Origin of the sequence: Micromonospora sp. NPDC049171, assembly GCF_040648275.1 — a bacterium.
Lineage (GTDB): Bacteria > Actinomycetota > Actinomycetes > Mycobacteriales > Micromonosporaceae > Micromonospora.
In genome coordinates this window covers 1-21,449 of sequence record NZ_JBEZDJ010000050.1, presented here as the reverse complement: position 1 = coordinate 21,449, position 21,449 = coordinate 1, and the positions used below count along the sequence as shown (strand labels likewise).

General features: G+C 69.5%; 19 protein-coding genes and 1 pseudogene. 13 read left to right on the top strand and 7 right to left on the bottom strand.

The genetic code is table 11. The features are described from left to right. The first annotated feature begins 12 nt into the window (after positions 1-12). Positions 13-1,329, top strand: coding sequence for a glycosyltransferase (locus AB0B14_RS35990; protein WP_357078186.1), 1,317 nt, complete (start codon positions 13-15; stop codon positions 1,327-1,329). 43 nt (positions 1,330-1,372) lie between these two features. Here the strand turns inward: AB0B14_RS35990 and AB0B14_RS35985 are convergent, their stop codons facing one another. Genes AB0B14_RS35985 through AB0B14_RS35975 form a run of 3 tightly spaced genes read right to left on the bottom strand, consistent with a single transcriptional unit; the run spans position 1,373 to position 3,959 of the window. Continuing rightward, positions 1,373-2,212 (bottom strand): hypothetical protein, encoded by an 840-nt coding sequence (locus tag AB0B14_RS35985; RefSeq protein ID WP_357526578.1) that lies wholly within the window; start codon positions 2,210-2,212, stop codon positions 1,373-1,375. A gap of 45 nt (positions 2,213-2,257) precedes the next feature. Continuing rightward, a complete protein-coding gene (locus AB0B14_RS35980) occupies positions 2,258-2,587 on the bottom strand; it encodes a LuxR C-terminal-related transcriptional regulator (protein WP_357078192.1) in 330 nt (109 codons plus the stop codon). A gap of 25 nt (positions 2,588-2,612) precedes the next feature. Continuing rightward, a complete protein-coding gene (locus AB0B14_RS35975) occupies positions 2,613-3,959 on the bottom strand; it encodes a glycosyltransferase (protein WP_357526576.1) in 1,347 nt (448 codons plus the stop codon). Positions 3,960-4,395: 436 nt separating this feature from the next. On the opposite strand from AB0B14_RS35975, the gene AB0B14_RS35970 reads away from it, so the two are divergent. The 6 genes from AB0B14_RS35970 to AB0B14_RS35945 all read left to right on the top strand — a co-directional run bounded on the left by AB0B14_RS35970 (position 4,396) and on the right by AB0B14_RS35945 (position 11,200). Beyond that, positions 4,396-5,145, top strand: a complete 750-nt coding sequence (locus AB0B14_RS35970; protein ID WP_357526574.1) for a class I SAM-dependent methyltransferase — start codon at positions 4,396-4,398, stop codon at positions 5,143-5,145. Between the two features lie 15 nt (positions 5,146-5,160). Then, positions 5,161-6,045 (top strand): glycosyltransferase domain-containing protein, encoded by an 885-nt coding sequence (locus AB0B14_RS35965; protein WP_357526572.1) that lies wholly within the window; start codon positions 5,161-5,163, stop codon positions 6,043-6,045. Between the two features lie 38 nt (positions 6,046-6,083). Next, positions 6,084-6,839, top strand: a complete 756-nt coding sequence (locus AB0B14_RS35960; protein WP_357526571.1) for a sulfotransferase — start codon at positions 6,084-6,086, stop codon at positions 6,837-6,839. After that, positions 6,829-9,087 carry a glycosyltransferase gene (locus tag AB0B14_RS35955; protein ID WP_357526569.1) on the top strand — a complete coding sequence of 753 codons (2,259 nt, stop codon included), beginning with the start codon at positions 6,829-6,831 and terminating at the stop codon, positions 9,085-9,087. The genes AB0B14_RS35960 and AB0B14_RS35955 overlap by 11 nt, the downstream gene beginning before the upstream one ends. A 33-nt stretch (positions 9,088-9,120) precedes the next feature. Continuing rightward, positions 9,121-10,263, top strand: coding sequence for a glycosyltransferase (locus AB0B14_RS35950; protein WP_357526568.1), 1,143 nt, complete (start codon positions 9,121-9,123; stop codon positions 10,261-10,263). Between the two features lie 61 nt (positions 10,264-10,324). Further along, the gene (locus AB0B14_RS35945) at positions 10,325-11,200 is read left to right on the top strand and encodes an FkbM family methyltransferase (protein ID WP_357078214.1); all 876 of its coding nucleotides are present in this window, start codon (positions 10,325-10,327) and stop codon (positions 11,198-11,200) included. 82 nt (positions 11,201-11,282) lie between these two features. Here AB0B14_RS35945 and AB0B14_RS35940 read toward each other — a convergent pair whose 3' ends face one another. After that, positions 11,283-12,485 (bottom strand): low temperature requirement protein A, encoded by a 1,203-nt coding sequence (locus AB0B14_RS35940; RefSeq protein WP_357526566.1) that lies wholly within the window; start codon positions 12,483-12,485, stop codon positions 11,283-11,285. A gap of 211 nt (positions 12,486-12,696) precedes the next feature. Here AB0B14_RS35940 and AB0B14_RS35935 point away from each other — a divergent pair, with 211 nt between their 5' ends. Then, complete coding sequence (locus AB0B14_RS35935; protein ID WP_357526564.1) at positions 12,697-14,907, top strand: hypothetical protein; 2,211 nt, start codon at positions 12,697-12,699, stop codon at positions 14,905-14,907. A 28-nt stretch (positions 14,908-14,935) separates the two neighbouring features. Here AB0B14_RS35935 and AB0B14_RS35930 read toward each other — a convergent pair whose 3' ends face one another. Beyond that, positions 14,936-16,021 (bottom strand): branched-chain amino acid aminotransferase, encoded by a 1,086-nt coding sequence (locus tag AB0B14_RS35930; protein WP_357078224.1) that lies wholly within the window; start codon positions 16,019-16,021, stop codon positions 14,936-14,938. A 151-nt stretch (positions 16,022-16,172) separates the two neighbouring features. Between AB0B14_RS35930 and AB0B14_RS35925 the strand changes: the two genes are divergently transcribed. From AB0B14_RS35925 to AB0B14_RS35915, 3 genes and pseudogenes are all read left to right on the top strand, one after another. Next, a complete protein-coding gene (locus AB0B14_RS35925) occupies positions 16,173-16,304 on the top strand; it encodes a hypothetical protein (protein ID WP_357526562.1) in 132 nt (43 codons plus the stop codon). A gap of 15 nt (positions 16,305-16,319) precedes the next feature. Next, a pseudogene (locus tag AB0B14_RS35920) lies at positions 16,320-16,418 on the top strand (hypothetical protein); the annotation flags it as partial. Positions 16,419-16,464: 46 nt separating this feature from the next. After that, the gene (locus AB0B14_RS35915) at positions 16,465-16,620 is read left to right on the top strand and encodes a hypothetical protein (protein ID WP_357078227.1); all 156 of its coding nucleotides are present in this window, start codon (positions 16,465-16,467) and stop codon (positions 16,618-16,620) included. Between the two features lie 146 nt (positions 16,621-16,766). On the opposite strand, the gene AB0B14_RS35910 is transcribed toward AB0B14_RS35915, so the two are convergent. Beyond that, positions 16,767-17,633, bottom strand: a complete 867-nt coding sequence (locus tag AB0B14_RS35910) for an alpha/beta hydrolase (RefSeq protein WP_357526561.1) — start codon at positions 17,631-17,633, stop codon at positions 16,767-16,769. A gap of 387 nt (positions 17,634-18,020) precedes the next feature. On the opposite strand from AB0B14_RS35910, the gene AB0B14_RS35905 reads away from it, so the two are divergent. Beyond that, a complete protein-coding gene (locus AB0B14_RS35905; RefSeq protein WP_357526559.1) occupies positions 18,021-19,334 on the top strand; it encodes a glycosyl hydrolase family 18 protein in 1,314 nt (437 codons plus the stop codon). Between the two features lie 89 nt (positions 19,335-19,423). Here the strand turns inward: AB0B14_RS35905 and AB0B14_RS35900 are convergent, their stop codons facing one another. Beyond that, positions 19,424-20,404 (bottom strand): GNAT family N-acetyltransferase, encoded by a 981-nt coding sequence (locus AB0B14_RS35900; RefSeq protein WP_357078236.1) that lies wholly within the window; start codon positions 20,402-20,404, stop codon positions 19,424-19,426. Here AB0B14_RS35900 and AB0B14_RS35895 point away from each other — a divergent pair. Then, complete coding sequence (locus AB0B14_RS35895; protein WP_357078239.1) at positions 20,403-21,329, top strand: AraC family transcriptional regulator; 927 nt, start codon at positions 20,403-20,405, stop codon at positions 21,327-21,329. The two genes, AB0B14_RS35900 and AB0B14_RS35895, sit on opposite strands and share 2 nt — an antisense overlap. The last annotated feature ends 120 nt before the right edge of the window (positions 21,330-21,449 follow it).

The window sequence follows — 21,449 nt, the reverse complement described above, 5'->3', positions numbered from 1 at the left end:
GGTGATCCCCACGTGACCTCGATTCTGGTAACCACGCACGCCATCACCGGGCACCTGCGCTACGCGACACCCCTGGTGCGGGAGTTGGTCGTCGCGGGCCACGACGTGCTCTGGTACACCGGTAGGGCGTTCGAACCCCTGGTCGTCGGGACCGGCGCGAGGTTCGCCCCGATGACCGCGCGCGCCGGGGCCGACGTCGGCGCGGGCGACGCGCTGCAGAGCGCACCGGACCGCGCCGGCGGGGTCGGCGGTTACGGCACCACAGTGCTGGAGGTGTTCGTTCGCCCCGTCGAGGCCTTCGTGGCCGACATCGACGAGCTGATCGACTCCTTCGCGCCCGAGGTGGTGGTGTCCGACCACAGTTTCCTGGCCGGGATGTTCGCGGCCGAACGACGGAACATCCCCCTGGTGGTGTTCTCGACCGGCGCGCTGCACGTGTCGAGTGTGGACACGGCACCGTACGGCACCGGTCTGCCGCCGGCGCGCGGGCCGCTCGGCCGGGCGCGCAACCGACTTCTCTACCAGTTGGTCCGGCGGGTCGTCATGCGCGAGCCGCAGCGGGAGGCGACCCGGATCCGGGCCGCGCTCGGCCTGCCGCCGCTGCCGGGCTTCTTCTTCTCCTGGCCGCAGCAGATCGTCGACCGGTACGTCCAGTCGAGCATCCCCGAACTCGAGTACCCCCGGCGCGACCTGCCCGACTCGGTGGTGTTCTGCGGGCCGATGCGGCTGGAGGGGTTGGACGACTGGAAGGAGCCCTCGTGGTGGGGGCGGATCGCGCAGGCGCGGGCCGCCGGCCGGCCGGTGGTGTTCGTCACGCAGGGCACCGCCGCCACCGATCCGCTCGACCTCCTGCTGCCGACGATCAGCGGGCTGGCCGACGAGGAGGTGCTGGTGGTCGCCACGTCGGGTGGACGCGACCCGCAGGAGGTGCTGCCCGCGGAGCGCCGTCCGCCGAACCTGGTGCTGGAACCGTACATCCCGTTCACCGAGGTGCTGCCGCACGTGGACCTGATGGTCACCAACGGCGGTTTCGGCGGCGTGCAGACCGCCCTGGCGCAGGGCGTGCCGCTTGTCGCGGTCGGCGACTCGGAGGACCACATGGAGAACAACGCCCGGGTGCGGTGGTCCGGCGCGGGCCTCTGGCTGAGGAAGGAGCGGCAGACGGCCGAGCAGCTGCGCGACGCCGTGCACACGGTGCTGACCCACCCGGCGTACCGCGCCCGCGCCCGCGAGCTGATGACCGCCTACGAGCGCTTCCCGGACGGTGCGCGGGCAGCGACCCGGGTGGTGCTGGACGCCGCGACCGCGCGCCGCCGTGGTGCGGCCTGAGGACGGCACACACCATCCACGGTACGACGAGACGCGCCCATCTTCACGACGCCGCGTGCCGCTCGGCGGCCAGCACCCGGTTGACCCGGCGGATCTTGGCGTCCACGGCATCGTGGCCGACTGTTCTGAGGTAGCCGGCATCGTCGAGGTGCTGGTGATAGTGCAGCAGCACGGGATCCGAGGGCAGCGGGTCGACAAGGTGCGTCGGGTAGTTGAACCTCGGCGTGAGGTCGCACACGGCCAGGCCCAACTCGTGTGTCGCCAGCCCGAACGCGACCTGGTCGGTGTGGAACGTCAGGTCGCCGAGGACCTCCGGGCGGTCCAGCAGCCACTTGTTCCATCTCGGCCAGGCGCTCCCGATGGCCTCGAACGCCTCACGCGTCAGCACGTACACCCCGCCGTTGAAGTTGCGGGCGAAGGTCGGCTCTCCGGAGTGGGTGGCGAGGGCGAGTCCCGGTTCTGAGTCGAAGCCCGCCGCCGCGAAGATCCGCCGCCAGTGGTCGTACGACGGTCGCGCGAGGTCGACAGTCTTGGCGGCGATCATCTCCAGGCCGGCGAACAGGCCGGCGACGTCGTCGGCGAAGGCGATGTCGCAGTCCGTGAGGACGACCTGGTCGGCGTCTCGCAGCGCTTCGCTGTGCAGTTGGCTCAGCTTGTTGGAGTACGGATGGCGTCTGTCGAACGGCGGGACGGTGCGGATCTCCACGCCCAGGTCACGGAGGACGTCGAACTCGCGGCCGTCGACCCCTTCGACGAGGTGCATGACCAGCTCGGAGGGCTGGCGTCGGGCGATGCGCAGCAGCGTCGTACTCCAGATCCAGGCCTCGTGCCGGTATCTCGGGGAGCCGTCGACGACGCAGGAGAACTTCACCGTCTCGTTCATCCCCGGTCTTTCCGTGAGTGGGAGGGCAGGCTGAGTCGACGGACCCTACTCACCGGCCACGAACTCCCGCCGCACCTTGGGCGGCCAGGATCCGCTCTCGAAGATGCCCAGGGAGTACGCCCTGCCGACAAGCGCCGTCCGGTTCGTCACCCGGAACTTGCGCAGTAGTCGTCCGATGCGGTATTCCACACCCTGTCGGCTGAGAAAGAGGCTGGCCGCCAGTTGCACGCTCGACGCGCCCGAGGCGACGCCCTCCAGGACGCCCGCGTCCCGGACGTTCAGCGGCGGGACCTTGCGGGCGGGCACGGGCCTCGCCGCGTGCGGGGTGACCCGCTCCACCGCATCGATCCCCTGCGCCTCGTCGTCGCTTCGCATCGCGGATCCCCGGAGGCGCGTCATGCTAGCGATCCCCCGTGCGGACGGGTTCCCGCGTGCCGATCCGGCGCGCTTCGGCCAGAATCGCCGGGCCGAAGTCACCCCACAGCCCGTCGAGCCTTGAGGTGATCACGACGGTGTCCACCGCCCGGTCCGGCAACGCGGTACGGACGCCCACGTTGTGGCGCACGTCGTGGCGGGCCCCGGCACCGTCGGCGACAAGCCGGTCCACGACCTGCCGGTCGAAGTCGGCGAGTACGCAGGACTGCCGGACAGCGGGCACGACGGCCCCCGCCCCGAGCACGGCGACGCGCGCGTCGGGCGCGATCGACTCGAACGCCTTCTCCAACTCGGCGGTGACGGTGCGCCCGGCACAGTGGCGGGTCCAGTCCGCGACCCGGCGGCTGAGCATCTCCACCGTGCACAGGGCAGGCTCGGTGGGCGACTGCAGGACCAGCCAGCCGAGTTCGAGTGAGGGCTCGGCGAACCGGTACTTGGTGAAGAAGCTCTCCGCGTTGCGCAGGAGGCCCGCGAAGTTCACCGCGCCGTCCCGCTCGTGTGGCGACTCGATCGCCCACGCGTCCAGGCTCACCTGGATCGCGGTGCCGTTACGGGCCAGCCGGTAGCCCAGGTCGACGTCGTCCAGGCCCCAACCGCGGAAGTCCTCGTCGAAGCCGCCGACCGCCCAGAAGTCGACGGCGGGTATGGAGCAGTTCGAACTCCAGAACAACTCCTCCGGGAAGATGCGCTCACCCAGGTCGAACCCGACCTTCTCGAACTCCTCGTGCCGCGGGTCACGAAACCTCGGCTCGTCCCGGTAGCGGTCAGCCACCTGCTGCGGTGTCAGCGTCCGGACGGCCTCGGCCAGCCCGGCCGGGGGCGCGTAGCTCGGGTCGTCGACCCTGCGTGGAGGGTATGCGTACACGTACCCGGCGATCGCCCGGCCGGGCACGGCAGGTGGGGTGTGCGCGAGCAGATGTGCCGTGAGCAGGTCCGGGCCGGCCAGCGTGGCACAGTCCAGGAACACCAGCACTGGTGCCGTGGCCAGCCGGGCGCCGGCGTTGCGCACCCGGGTGACGCCGTTGTCGCGCACCTGCGCGGCCCGGGCACCGAGATCCTCCTGGAAGAGGTACTTGAGCCGCAGTCGGCCGGCGAAGGAGTGGACGACGGACCGGGTCTCGTCGGTCGAGCCGTCGTCGGCGACGATCACGTCGTACTCGTCGACTCCAAGTGTCTGCTCGCAGAGGCTCTCAAGCGTGCGGCGCAGGTCCTGGGCGCGGTTGTGGGTGGGCACGACAACGGAAACCCGCGGTGTCGTGTCGCCGCCGACGAAGGACGATTCCGCGGTCGACTCACCGCCCCTTTTCGACACTCGGCCCTCCTCGTGCTGATTTTGCCGAAACAGTGTCCACCAGGCACCCAACCGCAGGGGAGCCGAGAAACGAGAAACCAGAAGAAGATAATCGCAGGCAACGTCGCCCGAACCGCATCCAATCCATCGAATACTCGTCCCACTTAGCGATGGACGTTGATATGTTAGCCACGATCCAGCAGATGGTCAAGACAGGGTCACGGAAAGTCACAGTCGTGCGCAGGGCGTTGCCGGTCCGGACCCGGGACGCGTTTCCAGAACGTGTCGTCCGCACGCAATGTAGTTGATTTTCGTACCCATTTACCACCGAGCCCACAACACAGGCGATTCCATTATCGAACCGGACAAAGCCACACCACGACGAAATCGCCGGGAGAACCGGCCGCCTGCCGCCAACGGAACTCGGCGGCCGACACCTACCGCACTCGCCCCAGCAATGGCACAATGGCTGCCATCGTCGGGCATCGATTGTTTACTCCAGGCCGCGCCAGCGCGATCCCCAGGTGGCGCAATCCCTACCCCGGGCGGAGAGTTTATGAATGATCAAGTTTGGCACGACCTGCTGGCCCTTCAGGTCTTAGCCCCGCTGTCATCGAGCTATCTGCCCTGGAATGTGGCGGCAATGCGTCCCAGCGGTGTCGTCGCCGTGCTCAACGAGGTCGTCATCAACCGGCGGCGCCACATCGTGGAACTGGGCAGTGGCATCTCGTCGGTCTACCTGGGACGCCTGGCCCGGCAGCGAGGGGGGCGGGTCTGGACGGTGGAGCACGACGAACAGTGGGCCGACACCATCGAACAGCAGCTCGCCGACGAGTCGCTGGACGACGTGGTGACTGTCGTGCGCGCACCCCTGACGCCGACGGCGTCCGCGTGGCCGCACGAGGAGAACGCGTGGTACGAGACGGACGCCATTCGCCGCGGGATCGCCGACCAGCCGATCGACCTGCTCATCATTGACGGCCCGCCGGCGAGCGACGTCGCCCGGCAACACTCCCGGTATCCCGCGATCCCGTTCTTCGCCTCACTGCTCGCGGACGACTACGCAATCATTCTCGACGACATCGACCGACCCGGCGAGCAGGAAATCATGAAGCGCTGGGAGCAGGATCTCGACATCAGTTTCGAACGACAGATCCTGGCCGGCGGAATCGGAATCGGCCGCCCACGGCCGTCATTCACGGTCTGAAACCCGAGGGGCGACATGAAGATTGTCACCATAGCATCCGACCTCGACCAGCCGTTCCTCCAACGCCTCCTGATCCCGTCCTGTGGCGTTCTCGGACTCGACCTGGTCATTCTGCACTCCACCAAGGACGGCTTCCGACACAGCGACAAGCGGTCCATCATCACGGGCTACCTCGCGCAGCACGTCGAGGCCGATGAGCTCATCGTGTTCACCGACGCGTACGACACGTTGTTCATTCGCGGACAACAGCACATCGAAGAGGTCTACGAGACCTTTGCGCAGCCGGTCGTCTTCAGCGCCGAGGTCGGCAGTTGGCCACTGGGTGCCCTCGGATTCGCCATCCTGGACGCTCCCCCCACTCCGCCGTACCCCTTCCTCAACAGCGGCGGGTACATCGGCCCGGCCGGCGTTCTGCTCGACCTGCTCGACAGATATCCGCAGCCGCCGAGTGACCGGTTCGGGCTCCTGCGGAAGCTGCGGGAGTTCGGCTACGACACCAACGAGCGGTACGCCTTCAGTGACCAGTACTACTGGACACTGGTGCAGCTTCTCGAAGGCGAGACCGTGGCGCTGGACCACAGCGGCCAGCTCTTCGAGAACCTCGGCCCGCCCATACCCGATGTGTGGGACCTGCAGATCCTGCTCGGGCACTACGAGTTCTACACGCAGGACCGGAAGGCGACCAGCTACCGGCAGGAGCGCGCGCGTCTCGAAGAGGTGCTGAAGACCCCCAGCCAGGCCGCGCACATCCACTTCTCCAATCCCATGGGCAAGGCCGCCGCACTGGACCTGCTCGACGAGGGGAAGCTGCCCGACTGGCTGCGCGAGGTCACCGGGTCCACGACACCTGCCGCTCGGGCGGCGACGGTCGTCGCGGTGGACCAACTGGTCGGCAACTGAGCACGCACGAGCCCAGTTGAACAACAGACGGAGGACATGTGCACGCTGACCCGGGAGCTCGGCTCGTCGAGGAGCCAGCCTTCATCCTGTCGGCCATCCGGTCCGGATCAACCCTGCTGCGATGCATTCTCAACACACACTCACAGATCTGCGCGCCCCACGAGCTCCACCTGCCGCACACGAGGGTCGACACCACGACCTGGTACACCGAGCTGGCGCTGCGCACCGCGGGATTCCCCGACGAGGAGCTCGCCTTCCTCCTGTGGGACCGGATCCTGCACCGCCTGCTGGAGGCCAGCAAGAAGTCGGTGCTCGTCGAGAAGACACCCGGCAACTCGCTGTCCTGGCGTCGGCTCAGCGAGTGCTGGCCGCGTGCCCGCTACATCTTCCTGCTGCGCAACCCGGCGGACATCATGAGGTCCGCGCTGCGGGTCGGGCCTGATCCGGAGTCCACTGTCGTTCCGATCGTGCTCGACATGATCGACGGAGTCGAGGACGCGCGGCGCGAGCTGTCGGGCCTCACGATTCGGTACGAGGACCTGCTGTCCGACCCGGTCGCGTCGACGAAGGCCGTCTGCGCCTACCTCGACGTCGACTGGGAACCGACGATGCTGGAGTACGGCCAGGCGGACCACGGCCCGTTCGAGCCGGGAATCGGCGACTTCGGTGCCGCCATCCGCTCCGGTCAGGTGCAGCCCCGGCCGGTGACGACGACCGCGCAGCCCGTCCCCGACTACCTCGAAGACCGATGCGCTCGCTGGGGCTACACACCGGAGGCACGGGATGCCCGCTGAGCCCGCGACGCCCACTCGCACGCTCGACCTCTCCAGGCTTCCGCCGCCGGCTGGCCTCTGGCCGGCTCGCGTCACGCCAGACGTGCTGCCGTTCCAGGCGGACACCTTCGATCGTGCCGTCGTCGGGTTGGACGCTCTGCAGGCCGCGCGGCTCCCACGCCTGTTCGACGAACTGGGTCGCGTGGTGGTCGACGGTGGTGCGATCGAGTTCGTGGTGCGTGACGACGAGCCCGTCGACGGTTTGACGATGCGCTTTCCGGACCTGATCGCGGCGGTCCTCCAGGCGTTCGACGTCTCCGCCATCGCGTCGAACGACGGTCTCCTCGCCATCCGCACCCAGAACGACGCCGCGAGACGACCCGACGACACCATCGGGACCACCAATTCGACAGCCGACGCCGCGGCCGCGCTCCTGCTCATGATGCGCGACCGCGACATCGAACGGGCCGCAACGCAGGCACCGCCGAACGCGTCGCCTCCCGCCGCCGACGACGGCTCGCCGACGACCGGCCGGCCCTGGCGCATCGAGGTGGCCACCGGCGACAGCGCACCGGCGCACGTGGTCCGGTTCGAGTCGGCCAGCCTTCCGACCACACCACCGCGGCGGCCCGACCTGCGCGTCGCGGCCGTCCTCGGCGAACGGTCGCGGCTGGCGCTACGGTACGAGTTCGGTGTGCAGCCGGTCCGGCGGGGCTCGTGGCGCGCGGCCTTTCGGCCGGCGCCGCCGCACCTCCTCCTGGTCGAGTCCAGCTGCCCGGCCGACGATGCGGGCGGGCCGTTCACCCCCGACGGCGGGCTCCACCCGTGGGTCGTGGAGCTGCTGGACCACTGCCGCCAGCACGCCGTTCCCACTCTCTTCTGGAACAACGACGACCCGTCGGGCTACGAGCCGTTCCTGCCCGTCGCCCGCCACTTCGACTGGGTCTTCACGGTGGACCCGAGCTGCGCGCGCCGATACCGGGCGGACCTCGGGCACGAGCGGGTCGGTGTCCTGCCGTTCGCGATCCAACCGCGTATCCACAACCCGGTGGGAGCCTTCTCGCACGCCGTCGGCGACATCGCGTACGTCGCACCACGTCACGATGTCGGCGCCGAGTTCCTGAGCGCCACCGCCGGTCTCGGGCTGCACGTCCTCCTGCTCGACGAACCCGGGTCGCACCCCGCGCTCTCCCCCGCCCTCAAGGATCACGTCGCCAGTCACGTGACGTACGACCAACTGCTGAGCGCGTACCGGCGCTACCGGGTCTTCCTCCAGGTGGACCCGGTCTCGGACCCCACGACGCTCTCGCCCGCTCTCCTGGAGCCGCTGGCCTGCGGCACCCCGGTGCTCGGTGGCCCGTCACCGGCGGCCGTCGCGATGGTGGGCCCCGGCGGCGTGGCGGCCATCGCGGACAGGTCATCGCCGCAGATGCTGGTCAAGGCCCTCCTGTCCAGCACCGAGCTGAGAGACCGTCAGGCCGTGCAGGGGGTCCGGTGGGTCATGCGGGAGCACACCTACGCGGACCGCGTCGACGATCTCCTGCGGACGGTCGGCCTGCGCTCCAGCCCGAAGCCGCCGCCCCGCGTCTCGATCGTGGCGCCGACCCATCGACTCGGCGGATACGAGAGCATCATCAGAAACGTCGGTCGCCAAACCCATGCCGACCTGGAGCTGATCCTCGGCCTGCACGGCGTCGACGAACCGGAGTCGCGCATCCGGGACGCCGCAGCCGCCCAGTCGATCCAGCACCTCACGGTGGTGCGCCTACCGAGTGAGCTGTCACTGGGATCCGTGTGCAACGAGCTGATCAAGACGGCGTCCGCGCCGTACGTTGCCCGGTTCGACGACGACGACCTCTACGGCCCGAACTACCTGGAAGACCAACTGCGCGCCTTCGAGTACACCGAGGCGGACATCGTCGGCAAATGGACCAGGTTCATCTTCCTCGAGAGGCTTCCCGCCCTCGGCGTGATCTTCCCCGGCACCGAGCACGTCTATGGCACACCCCTGTGCGGCGGGACACTCCTGATGCGCCGGGAGTTGTGCGATGTGGTGAGGTTCGCCGACCAGACCAGAGGCGAGGACATCAGGTTCGTCATCGACGCGGCCCAACAGGGGTACGCCACCTACGCGACCGACCGCTTCAACTACGTCTACGTACGCCACACCGACACCTCCCGACACACCTACCAGCCGGCAGACCTCGACCTGCTCGCGCAGACCAGGATCGTGTCGTTCGGCCCGTCACTCGACCACGCGTTCGCCTGAGCGGTACTGATGAACACACCGAGGCGTCGATCCATGCGGGTCATCTTCACCGGGGTGCCGCTGCTCGGCCACCTCCTGCACCAGGTGCCGACCGCACGAGCCTGCATCGACCAGGGGCACGCGGTGTCGGTGCTGGTGCCGGAGTCGGTGACGAAGGTCTTCGGCGGCGAGGAGTTCGAGATGCTTCCCGCCGGCGCGGATGCGGGTGCCCTCCGTGCCGAGGTGCTCCGCCGTACCGGTGAGGACGTCATGGCGGGGGCGACACTCGCCGCCCAGCTTGAGGCCTTCGGCAACACCAGGATCGACCTCTCCGCGGCGGACAGCCTGGCCGCGGCTCGGGCCTGGCGGCCGGATCTGATCGTCACCGATCCGACGGACGTTCTCGGGCCGCTCGTCGCCACCGCCCTGGACGTGCCCACCGCCACGCTGACGGTCGGGCCGGAGGGTTCGCCGGAGTTCCAGCAGAGGTTGCGGCAGCAGGTGTCCGGGCAGTACGAAAGCCGCGGACTGACGCCTCGGCCGGCCCGCTGGGTGCTGGACGTCTGCCCTCCGGCGATGCGACGCGACGACTGGCAGGCCACTGAACGATGGCGGCCACTGCGCCCCGAGGCCCACCGCGCTCCACCCGGCCAGCGCGCCCCCGTGCTCCGCGCACTTGTCGGGCAGCCCCGGATCCTGGTCACCTTCGGCACCCTCTTCACCGACGCCCGGCGGCTCGACCCCATCCTGCGCGCGCTCGCCCGCACCGGCGCGGCGCTGCGGGTGCCCGTCGGGCTCACCGCCTCGGCGGACGACTTCGACGTCGACCACGCGGCGGTCGTCTTCGAGCCGTTCGTGCCACTGCACGACCTGCTGGCCGACATCGATCTGGTGGTGTGCCACGGCGGCGCCGGAACCGTGCTCGGCGTGCTGGCCACCGGGCTGCCCATGGTGGTCGTGCCGCAGGGAGCGGACCAGTCCATACATGCCGGCCGGGCAGCCAACGCGGGCGCCGCCGTGCAACTCCGGCCGGACGACGTCACACCGGAGACCGTCGCCCGGGCCGTGGACACGGTGCTCGGCACACCCGGGTACCGCACCAACGCCGGCAGGATCGCCGACCAGATCGCCGCCATGCCATCCCCCACGGAGGTGGTCACCGCGCTGGCCACGGAATTGCTGACCGACGCGCGGTGACACCTCGGCAGAACCCGTTGCACCCGACAAGATCCGTCGTACGTCCGGAGGTGACCCGATCATGGCTGACCACATCGACCCGGCACGATCGACGGCGCTGGTCGAGATCCTGCGGCCCGAGCGACGGCCGCGCATCCTCGACGTCGGCGCCAACCCGCTCGCCAACCCCCTGGACCGGCCCCCGTACGAGACTCTCGTCGAGCAGGGCCTGTGCGAGGTGTGGGGCTTCGAGCCGCAGGAACGCGCGTACCGGGAGTTGCTGAGGACCAGGCGGGACAACGAGCACTACCTGCCGTACGCCATCGGTCGGGGCGGCCCGGCGACCCTGCACGTCTTCCGGAACGGCGCCTTCAGCAGCATGTACCCGATCCATCTGCCATCGATCGACTTTCTCGACCGGTGGCGCGACGAGACCACGCTGGTGGAGACGATCGACATGGAAACCCATCGGATCGACGACCTGCCGGGCATCGTCGACATCGACCTGCTCAAGATCGACTGCCAGGGCTACGAGGTCGAGGCGATGCGGGGCGCGGAGAAACGGCTCGCGGGCGCGGTCACGATCATTCCGGAAGTCCGGTTCCTGCAGCTGTACGACAACGAGCCGAACCTCTGCGGCCTGGACGGATACCTGCGCGCCCAGGGGTTCATGCTCCACAAGTTCCTGTTCGTCAAGTCGACCCTCATCAACCACTCCCGATTCGGCAGGCTGCCGAAGGAGCTGACGGTGAACCAGGCGGTCGACGGCGATGCCGTCTACATCAGGAACCCGGTCGCACCGGAGCTGACCACCGAGCAGCTGAAGAACCTCGCCATCTTCGCCGACGCGGTCTTCTTCTCCTTCGAACTCGTCATTCGGTGCCTCGACATTCTCGCCGCCCGCGGGGTCGTCACCGACGCCGACATCCAGTCGTACGTCGACCGGCTGGTCGGCTGAGCCGCACGACGGCACCGGCCGCGTCTTCCACCAGACGTAGACAGATCCCGCGGCACGCTCCCGGTGGGGCTCGATCCGCCGCTCACCGCCGGGGTTTGGGCGGGTGCGGCTGTTCGGGTGGTTTCCCCATGGCATGAGCGGCGTCGGAAGCGGCGATGCCGGCGAGGACGGCGACCGCGGTGCCGGCCACGGCCAGCGGCGGCAGAAGGATCATGAACGGTGCGGCGCCGGCGAGCGCCAACGCGCCGATGATCCGCGAGTGCGACACCCGGTCGAACACGGCATGTTCCACCAGGGCTCGCCCGATCAGGAACAGCATCGGTCCGCCGAGGACGACGAGAATCCACGCCGCTTCCGTGTGTCCGAACGGATGTTCGATCACAATCTCGTACCCGACGGCGACGGTGACGATCCCCGTCACCATGAGGACGTGCGCGAGGAAGGCCTCCCGGATGAGGTGCGCGGGCTCAGCGGTGGCTCTGATCGCTTCGGGCAACAGCTGGCCCGCCCGGAAGAGGTAGACGCGAAACAGCAGCACGGTCGTGATGAAGGCGACCGCGAAGGCTGCCACGGATCCGATGTGCCGGAAGGACGTGTCGCTGTAGGCCGAGCCTGTCGTCAGGATCAGCTCGCCGAGGGCGATGATGAAGAACTGTCGGTAGCGCTCGGACAGGTACTCGGCCAGGACGGGCCACTGCCGTTGGGTGGGGCGGGTCCAGGGCGCGGGGTAGAACAGCAGCAGCGCCGCGCAGTCGATGGCGATCGCGAGCGTCCACAACAGCCCGCGGGCCAGGTCCGTCACGACCGCTCCGGCGATCCACGGCACGGCCGACAACGTGAACCAGAAGAACACCCCGGCCGCCCGGCGCTGAGCTTCGTGGCCGCGCAGCATCGGCACGATGACCAGACCACGAATGATGTGGACCGCGACGTACGCGCCAGCGAACGCCATGCCCCGGTCCCCGAACGCCTGCGGCACCGCCACCGCCATCACCAGCGCACCGAGCATGGCCGTGTAGACAAGCAACTGGAGCTGCGGCCGCTGTGGGTCGTAGAGGTCGGTGACCCACGCCGTGACGAACCACAGCACCATGAACGCCAGCAGCAACAGCAGCGTCTCGGCGGCCTCGACGAGGACGACCCGCCGCTCGGTGAGCTCCTCGACCAGCCGCTGTGAGACCCGGTTGAGAGCGAAGACGAACACCAGGTCGAAGAAGAGCTCCAGGAGGCTCGGCCGTTGCGGTTGTCCCGGCTTTCGAAGCAGCGCCGCTGCCGTTGTCGACATGGGCTGCCCATTTCTACCGGCTTCGCCTGTCCGGGTATTGGTACCACGCCGGGCAGGTCGTCGAAGCCATAGTCGAAGAATGCCGAAGACCGTACCTGCGGCTCAGGATTGCTTCTCCCGTCCTGGGGTACCCCGCTGCGCCACGCGGGCGCCGTCGGATCAGCCGAGCGGGTCGCTGTGAGCCGCGTACACGCCGAGGGACCGGTACCGGATGGATCAGCGGGAGGTGGGCGCGCGGGCCGGGGCTGACGACTTGGTGGAGCTGCGGGTGCACGGGGTGTCCGCCACGGGCCCGGACGACCTGCTGGATCGGCCACACGTGCAGCAGGTGGCGGGTGACCGCAGGGGCGGCTTCTACCGGCCGCGACCGGGAAACCAGCAAGACGATGCGGCGGACGGACCGACGCTGGAAGCCTACCGCTGGAACAATCTGCCCGCCGGCACCGCGACGCGCACGCTGTCGATGGTGATCCTGTTGCCCTTCATGCTGATCAACCTCGCCATCTGGATGCGTCCGGCCGCAGCCGGCCCCGACCCGGTGGTCAAGGCCCTGCGCCGGCTGTTGGCACTCACCCTGACCGGCATGTACGTGCTGAGCACCGTGGGCATCGCGCTGGACGTGATCGCGTGGAAGTGCATGTCCTCGCCGGAGTGCCTGGACGGGCGCAGCTGGCTCTCCTGGCTCGGGGAGCGTCCGGCCGGACTGCGCCTGGCGGTGCTCGCGCTGGCGCCGGCCGCCGCCATCAGCCTGGTGTGGGGGCTCAGCGCCCGCCCGGCGCTCCCGTTCCCCGTCTTCCGTGCGGCCGACCAGCCCCTTCCGGCGCACCGGCTCACCGCAGTCGGTCGGTGGGACAACGAGCCGCTGGTCGGTCGGCTGCGCTCGATTCACGTCACGGCGGCGTTTGCCACGCTGGATCTCAGCCTGCTCGGTGCCCGGGCGGCACAGGGCCTGTCGATCGGCACCGTCGCGCTGGGGGTAGCCGTCGGCCTCCTGCTGATCATGTGTGCGGTCCTGCTCTGCACCCCACCCCTGACCACGCCCACGGAGTGGCGGCTCGACCGGTTGGTCGGCGTGCTGCGCACGATCGCCCTCGGCCTGACCGTGGTGGTCTGGCTCCACGTTCTGACCAGTTCCGCCTCGTGGCCGGAGAGGAACGGGCTGCCCGGCTACAACCTGACGGTCGTCGGGCTGTTCATCGGTCAGGCGGTGCTGCTGGTCGCCCTGGGGGCGGTGCTGTTCTGGCACCGCGATCGCAAGCCCGGTGTCGCGCCCTCGCTCGGGTTCGGTGCCCTGGCGGCCTCCGTCGCCGCGATCAGTCTGGCCCTCACGTTCTCCGCCGAACTGGTCTATCGGGTGTCCGACGTCCTGAACAGGGGCGCGCCGACCGCGGACGCGCTGATCACCAGCCCCCCACGTGCCTGCATCTGGGCGATCCTCGGCTTCTCGCTGGCCGTGCTGGTGACGCTGGCCGTCGCCGGCGTGGTGTCGCTGGCGTCACGACCGGGACGGATCCGTGCCGCGGCGGCGATCGTCGCGCGCGACTTCCCGGACGCGCCGGCCGAGGCCAGGCCACGGCTGCGGCAGGTGCGCAAGGCCATCGCCCGCGCCCGGTTCACCGAGAGGCTGCTGCCGCTCGCGGTGCTCTACGCCTGCCTTGCCGGAATCGGCATCGCGGCGGTCGCGCTCGGCCTGCTGCCGACGCCTGCCGACGAACTGATCCAGCGGTACGTGGGGGTGCCGGCCAGCCTCGTCGACTTCGGCATCGGTGTCGGCAGCTACCTGATCGCCGCCATCATCGCCGGTCTGGTCGTCGGCGGAATCTTCGCCTACCGCACCCCCGGCTTTCGTCGGTACGTGGGCGTCGTGTGGGACCTGGGCACCTTCTGGCCCCGAGCCGCACACCCGTTCGCGCCACCGTGCTACGCCGAACGGGCCGTGCCCGAACTGACCTGCCGGATCACCCATCTCGTCGACTCCGGCCACGCGGTGGTGCTCACCGGACACAGCCACGGCTCGGTCCTGCTCGCCGCGACGGTGCTCCAACTGCCGCCACGGGTCACCGACCGGATCGCCCTGCTGACCCACGGCTCGCCGCTGCGACGGCTATACGCCCGGCTCTTTCCCGCGTACGTCAGCGACGAGGTGATTCGCGAGATCGCCGATCGGGTGGACTGGCGGTGGGTGAACCTGTGGCGGGACACCGACCCCGCCGGCGGGCGCGTCTTTCCGCCGCACCGACCCGACGAGGCACCCGCCGCGTCGGACCGGAAGGCGACGGTGGACCGACGGCTTCGCGACCCCCGCGACGTCACGGCTCCGGCCGGCGACATCTTTCCGCCACCGATCAAGGGACGCAGCCCCTGCGAAGCCGACGAGGCGTTCACCGAGGCGGTGCGTGACCTCGCCGGCCACCTCCGCTGAGCGAACAGGTAGTGCCGGACGTTCCTCGTCAGACGAGGCGGGTCATCCAGCCGTACGGGTCGGCGACCCGGCCGTACTGGATGTCGAGCAGATGGCGGCGCACCCGCATGGTCACCGAGTCCTCGGCGCCGGCCTTCGGGGCCGTCACCTCGCCGCCCTCCCAGACCAGGCGCCCGACCGGCGTGACCACGGCGCCGGTGCCACAGGCGAAGACCTCGGTGATCGCGCCGGACGCGACGCCCTCCTGCCATTCCCGGATCTCCACCGGGCGCTCCTCGACCTGCAGGCCGAGATCCTTGGCAAGGATGAGGATCGACCCCCGGGTGACGCCCTCGAGGATCGTGCCGAGTTCCGGGGTGATGATCCTGCCGTCGGCAGTGATGAAGTAGAGGTTCATGCCGCCCAGCTCCTCCACGTAGCGGCCCTCGGCGGCGTCCAGGAAACAGACCTGCTCACAGCCGTGCTCGACGGCCTCGACCATGGGCGCCAGGCTGGAGGCGTAGTTGCCGCCGCACTTCGCCTCGCCCGTGCCGCCCCGTGCCGCCCGGGTGTATTGGGTGGACAGCCAGATGGAGACCGGCTTGACGCCACCGGAGAAGTACGCGCCGACCGGGCAGGCGAGCACCATGTAGGTGATCTCCTTGGCCGGGCGAACCCCCAGGAACGGCTCGGACGCGAACATGAACGGTCGCAGATAGACGCTGTACTCGTCCTGATCCGGCACCCACACCTGATCGGCACGGACCAGTGCCTCGACCGAGGCCATGAAGTCCGGCACCGGCAACTCGGGCAGTGCCAGCCGTCGGGCGGACCGGGCGAAGCGCTCGCCGTTGGCCTGCGGCCGGAACGACCAGATCGAGCCGTCCCGGTGCCGGTACGCCTTCATCCCCTCGAAGATCTCCTGCGCGTAGTGCAGCACGGCCGCCGCGGGGTGCATGAGGATCGGGCCGAACGGGATGATCTCGGAGTCCTGCCAGCCGCCGTCCGGCCTCCACACCGCCCGTGCCATGTGGTCGGTGAAGTACCTGCCGAACCCCGGATTCGCCATGATCTCGGCTCGCCGCTGCGCGCTCGCCGAGCTCGGATTCTGCTGCAACGGGAACGACAGGCTCATGGCCGGGTCCTCTCAATGGCCGCGTCCCTGAGCGCTCAGGTCACCGAGGATGAACACGCAGGGGAGATTTGTCAGATGACAGGTGGAGAATACCGACCGTATTGTCGCCCACGGTGGACAGACCGCTGCGACTCGGAGGGACGGCGCGGCCGTGAGCCAGGGTGACGAGCGGATCGCCGCGGCCGCCGACGACGCCGCCCGTCAGGTGCTGAGCCGGGTGGTCGTGTGTGCGGGCACCGACCTCGTCGACGTCGACGACATCCGGGCCCTGCTGGCCCGGTAGCCCCGCTTCGCGGATTGGCATCTCACCCCGGGAGAACGCGCCTACTGCCTGCTCGCGCGCGACCCGGCGGAACGCTTCGCCGTCCGTTTCGCCGCCAAGGAGGCGGTGTTGAAGGCCCTCGGGACCCGGCCTGAGTGGGGCGGCCCTGCGGGAGATCGAGGTGGTCCGCCGCCACTGCGGGCAGCCGGCACTGGCCCTGGCCGGGCGCGCGACGGTGCTCGCCGAAGCGGCCGGTGTCGGTTCCTGGCTGATCACCCTGACGCACAGCCGACATTTCGCTTATGCCTTCGTCGCGGGCGTCGGCCGACCGTCCTGAGCGCCTTCCCATTTATCTGCACGCCCAAGCTGGACACACAACATCGTCTCGCCAGTTCTCGGCGTGAGATGACGGTCCACAGTGCTTGGACGGCCGTGGCACCGCTCACCGCGATGCCACGGCCGACCTTGCCAGTGCGCGCCTTGTCAGGCGGTCGTCCTCGCCGCCTCCAGGATGACCTCGGTGACCTCGTCGGGGTGCGAGATCAGGCCCAGGTGGCCGGCGCCGATCCGGGTGATGTCGGCCCCGGCCCGCTTCATCATCTCCTCCAGGCGGGCCGGCGGGATGACCCGGTCCTCGGTGCCGATCACCGCCCATACCGGGATCGTCTTCCACGCCGGCTCCGTGGCCGGCTCCGCCGTAGCGTTCGTGGCCAGGGCGATCTGGGATACGGCGAGCACCTCCGCCTGACGCCGAGGCAGGCCGTTGGCGAAGCCGGTGATGAAGACCTTCGGCAGGACGTACGAGTCGGCCGCCCCCTCCGGGGCGCCGGGGAACGGCACGAGCTTGAAGACGCTCGTGGGGTCGGTCGCGGCCGGGTCCAGCACCGAGCCGGAGCCCGCGCTGAGATCCTCCACTGTCTCCCCCTTCTCCGGGGCGAAGGCGTCGACGAACACGAGTGCCTTGACGTTGTTGTTGCCGGTCGCGGCGTCGCTCGCCACAAAACCGCCGTACGAGTGGGCCGCGAGCACGATGGGACCTTCGATGGTGGACAGGAAGTCCTTCAGGTAGCCGCTGTCGATCGACGGCCCCCGGTTGGGTTGTGGCGCGACCTGGACGTCGAAACCGCGGGCCTGGAGTCTGCGGACCTCCCCGCTCCAGCTTGAGCCGTCGGCCCAGGCGCCGTGCACCAGGACGATTGTTGGTCTGGTGCGGTGCCCCTCGTCCGGGGTTGGTCGCACACCGCCGTCCGCGGACACGCCTGGGGCGGCTGAGCCGAGCACCGTCACCAGCGTCGCGGCGGCGAGCGTTGCGGCGATGGTCTTCGGCCGACGTAGCGAGATACCGAGCATGTCTCTTCTCCCTCGTTGGTCAGTGGTTTCCGAGCGCGGGCAGATGTGCACGGCCGCCGACGCGGCCCCGCCGGGGCCGCATCCGCCCGGCAACACCGTTGAGCAGCACGTGGACGGCTGGCGGCCGGGCTCCGCTGCCGCGATGACGTGCCTGCTCGCCCGACCTCACCGTATTCGCGCCGAGGGGGAATCCCGGACGGAAGGGGAAAATCGCTCAGGTTTCACCTTGTCGTAGGACACGCACCCAAGCGGGCGCTTCGAGGATCTGTAAACAATCCTTGATATTAGGCTTCACGAACGTCAATATGTGGGGGTCGCGGGTCGTCGAAGCCTGGGGAGTGAGCCATGAGAAGCCGTCGGATTTTCGCAGTGGTAGCCGGGGCGGCGATGACCGTCACGGCCGCCGTCGCCTTCGTCCCCAGCAGCATGGCCGCCGTGCCCTCGGCCAACGCCGTCGCGATGGTCGCCTGCACCGCCCCGGCCTGGGCCGAAGGCCCCACCTACCAGGCGGGTGCCCAGGTCACCTACGGCGGCCGGCTCTACCAGGCGCTCGTCACCCACACCGCGCACCCCGGCGCCGGCTGGAACCCCGCCGCGACCCCGTCGCTCTGGCGTGACCTCGGCGCGTGCTCGGGAAGCACACCACCACCCACCACGGCACCACCCACCACGCCACCACCGACGACCCCGCCGCCCACCACGCCACCACCGACCACCGCTCCCCCCACCACGCCGCCGCCAACCGGTGGGACCTGCGCGGTGAAGTCGCGGCCCAGCGGCAAGGTGCTGCAGGGCTACTGGGAGAACTGGGACGGGGCCGCCAACGGCGTACACCCCGGCCTCGGCTGGATCCCGCTCACCGACAGCCGGCTCAACCAGCACGGCTACAACGTGATCAACGCGGCGTTCCCGGTGATCCGCTCGGACGGCACGGTCCTCTGGGAGAACGGCATGGACGCTGGCGTGAAGGTGGCCACGCCGGCCGAGATGTGCCAGGCCAAGGCGGCCGGCGCCACCATCCTGATGTCGATCGGCGGGGCCGCCGCGGGCATCGACCTGAGCTCCACCGCGGTCGCCGACCGGTTCATCGCGACGATCGTGCCGATCCTGACCGCCTACCACTTCGACGGCATCGACATCGACATCGAGACCGGCCTGACCGGCAGCGGCAACATCAACACCCTGTCCACGTCGCAGGCCAACCTGATCCGGATCATCGACGGCGTGCTGGCCCGGATGCCGTCGAACTTCGGCCTGACCATGGCACCGGAGACGGCGTACGTCACCGGCGGCAGTGTGGTCTACGGCTCGATCTGGGGCTCGTACCTGCCGATCATCAAGAAGTACGTGGACAACGGCCGCCTCTGGTGGCTGAACATGCAGTACTACAACGGCAGCATGTACGGCTGCGCCGGCGACTCGTACCCCGCGGGCACCGTGCAGGGCTTCACGGTGCAGACGCAGTGCCTGAACAACGGCCTCACCATCCAGGGCACCACCATCCGCGTGCCGTACGACAAGCAGGTCCCCGGGCTGCCCGCGCAGATCGGGGCGGGCGGCGGCCACCTGTCGACGTCGCTTGTCACGCAGGCCTGGAACTCCGTGCCCGGCCTCAAGGGCCTGATGACCTGGTCGGCGAACTGGGACGGGTCGAAGGGCTGGACCTTCGGCGACAACGTGAAGCGCCTACAGGGCCGCTGACGGCGACGGTGCCGGGCCCCCCGCCAGCCGGTCATCCGACCGGCAGGGAGCCCGGCGCCTCGAACGGCCGGCGTCTCGTCCGTTCCTGCTCAGCGGAGTCGCTGACGCCCCAGGACGTACCTGTCGACGCGATTGCCGTACCGGCCGATCCCCGGCCCTCCCAACCGGAAGCCCAGGGATTGGAAAAGCTGCGAGGACCGGACGTGCTGACTGTCGATCTCGGCGACGATCGGGAGACCCGCGAGGCCGCGGGTGATCCGGAGCTGACCGAGCACGGCACGGAGCGCTTCGCGGGCGTAGCCGTTCGACCACCGCGCGGGAGTGATCCAGACCCCGATCTCGAGGTCGTCCGCCCGACGCTCGACGGCCACCACGCCGACCTGCTCGTCGGTGTGGCGATCCGCGACCTGGAGCCACACTCCGCTGCCCTGTTCGTGCGCGGCCCGGCCCCGGTGGAACCGGTCAACCGCGCGCTGCCGGCTCCACGGGGCGCCGTCGCCCACGAGATGCGTCACCTCCGGATCAAGGGCCAGAAGGAGAAATGCCGGCAGCTCTGACTCCCGGTAGGGCCGCAGGAGCAGACGGGCCGTCATCAGCGTGGACACCCAGCGGTCGTAGCGGACACCGTCAGGGCCGTTGGGGGTGGGCCCCCTCCCCGGGGTCGTCAGGGCCTTCCCCGCCGTGCTGTCCACGTGGTCGGGAACCGCACCCTCGTGGCGATCGCCGGTGGTGGAGGTCCCGGTCGGCTCGAACATCAGAATCGACCCGCCCGGCGAGGACGGCTTGTGCTCGGTGCCCTTGGGAACCACGAAGGTGTCGCCCTGACGCAGCACGACTGTGTGTTCCTGCCCGGCCGCGTCGCGGTAGGCGACATTGAACTGGCCGTCCAGGACCAGGAAGAACTCGTCGGTGTCCTCGTGGACGTGCCAGACGTGCTCGCCCCGGGTGTGGGCGATCCGCACGTCATAATCGTTTGTCCGAGTCACGATTCGCGGACTGTAGACGTCGTCGAACGACGCAAGCGCCTCGGACAGATTCACGACGGCCAGGTGAGCGGGAGTGATCGACATGGACCGAGCATCCCCCGGGGCCGCCGCGCCGGTCTTGGACGTTCTTGACGCCGACGGCGCCCGACCGCCCGGTTGCCGAGTCCGGGCCTGGCGGCCACCGGTCCCCGAGATCAGCGAGGTGTTCCACGCCCAGATCGTCGACTACGCCTACCCGCCGCACGCCCACGACACCTGGACGGTGCTGATCCTCGACGCCGGCGCCCTCCGTTACGACCTCGACAACCGACACTGTGGAGTGAGCGGCACCGACTATGTCGCTGTCCTGCCACCCGGAGTGGTCCACGACGGCCGCCCCGCCGCCGACGCGCCCGGCTTCCGCAAGCGCAACCTGTACCTCGACCCGGCGTTTTTGCCCGCCAGTCTGATCGGCTCCGCCGTCGACCACACCGTCCTCCGCGACGGTCCGCTGCGCCGAGCCCTCGCCGGGCTCCACCAGGTCCTTGCTGCCGACGAGGACCCGCTGAACGCCGAAGCCCGTCTCGCCATGGTCAGGCAACGACTCACCGACCACCTGGCCGCCGTGCCTTCTCCGCCGGCCCGGCCGGAACCGCAGGCCGCCCGCGCGCTGAGGGCGCTGCTCGACGAGCACACGGTGGAGGCCGTCAGCCTCGCCGCCGCCGCTCGCCTCCTGGGCCGTTCGGTACCGCACCTGGTCCGCAGCTTCGGCCAGACCTTCGGGATCAGTCCGCACGCGTACATCATCGGGCGGCGGGTCGAGGCCGCCCGCAAACTTCTCCTCACCGGCATCCCGCCGGCCGAGGTGGCGATCGCCGTCGGCTTCTGCGACCAGGCCCACCTGACCCGGCATTTCCGCCGACACACCGCCACCACGCCGGCCCGGTACAGCCGCACCCGGCAGGCAACGCATCCTCCTCGGGCAACCAGTCAGAGCCTCCGCGGCGATCCTTCGCCGCGGAGGCTCTGACCACTCGGCTAGGGCGTGTGTCAAGGTCCTCGGTCGAGCCGAGGCGGAGTCCAGGCGGCGGTCCGGCAAGGCGGGAATTGGCCCGGATACCGGTGTTGTATCCGGGCCAATTCCCAACGC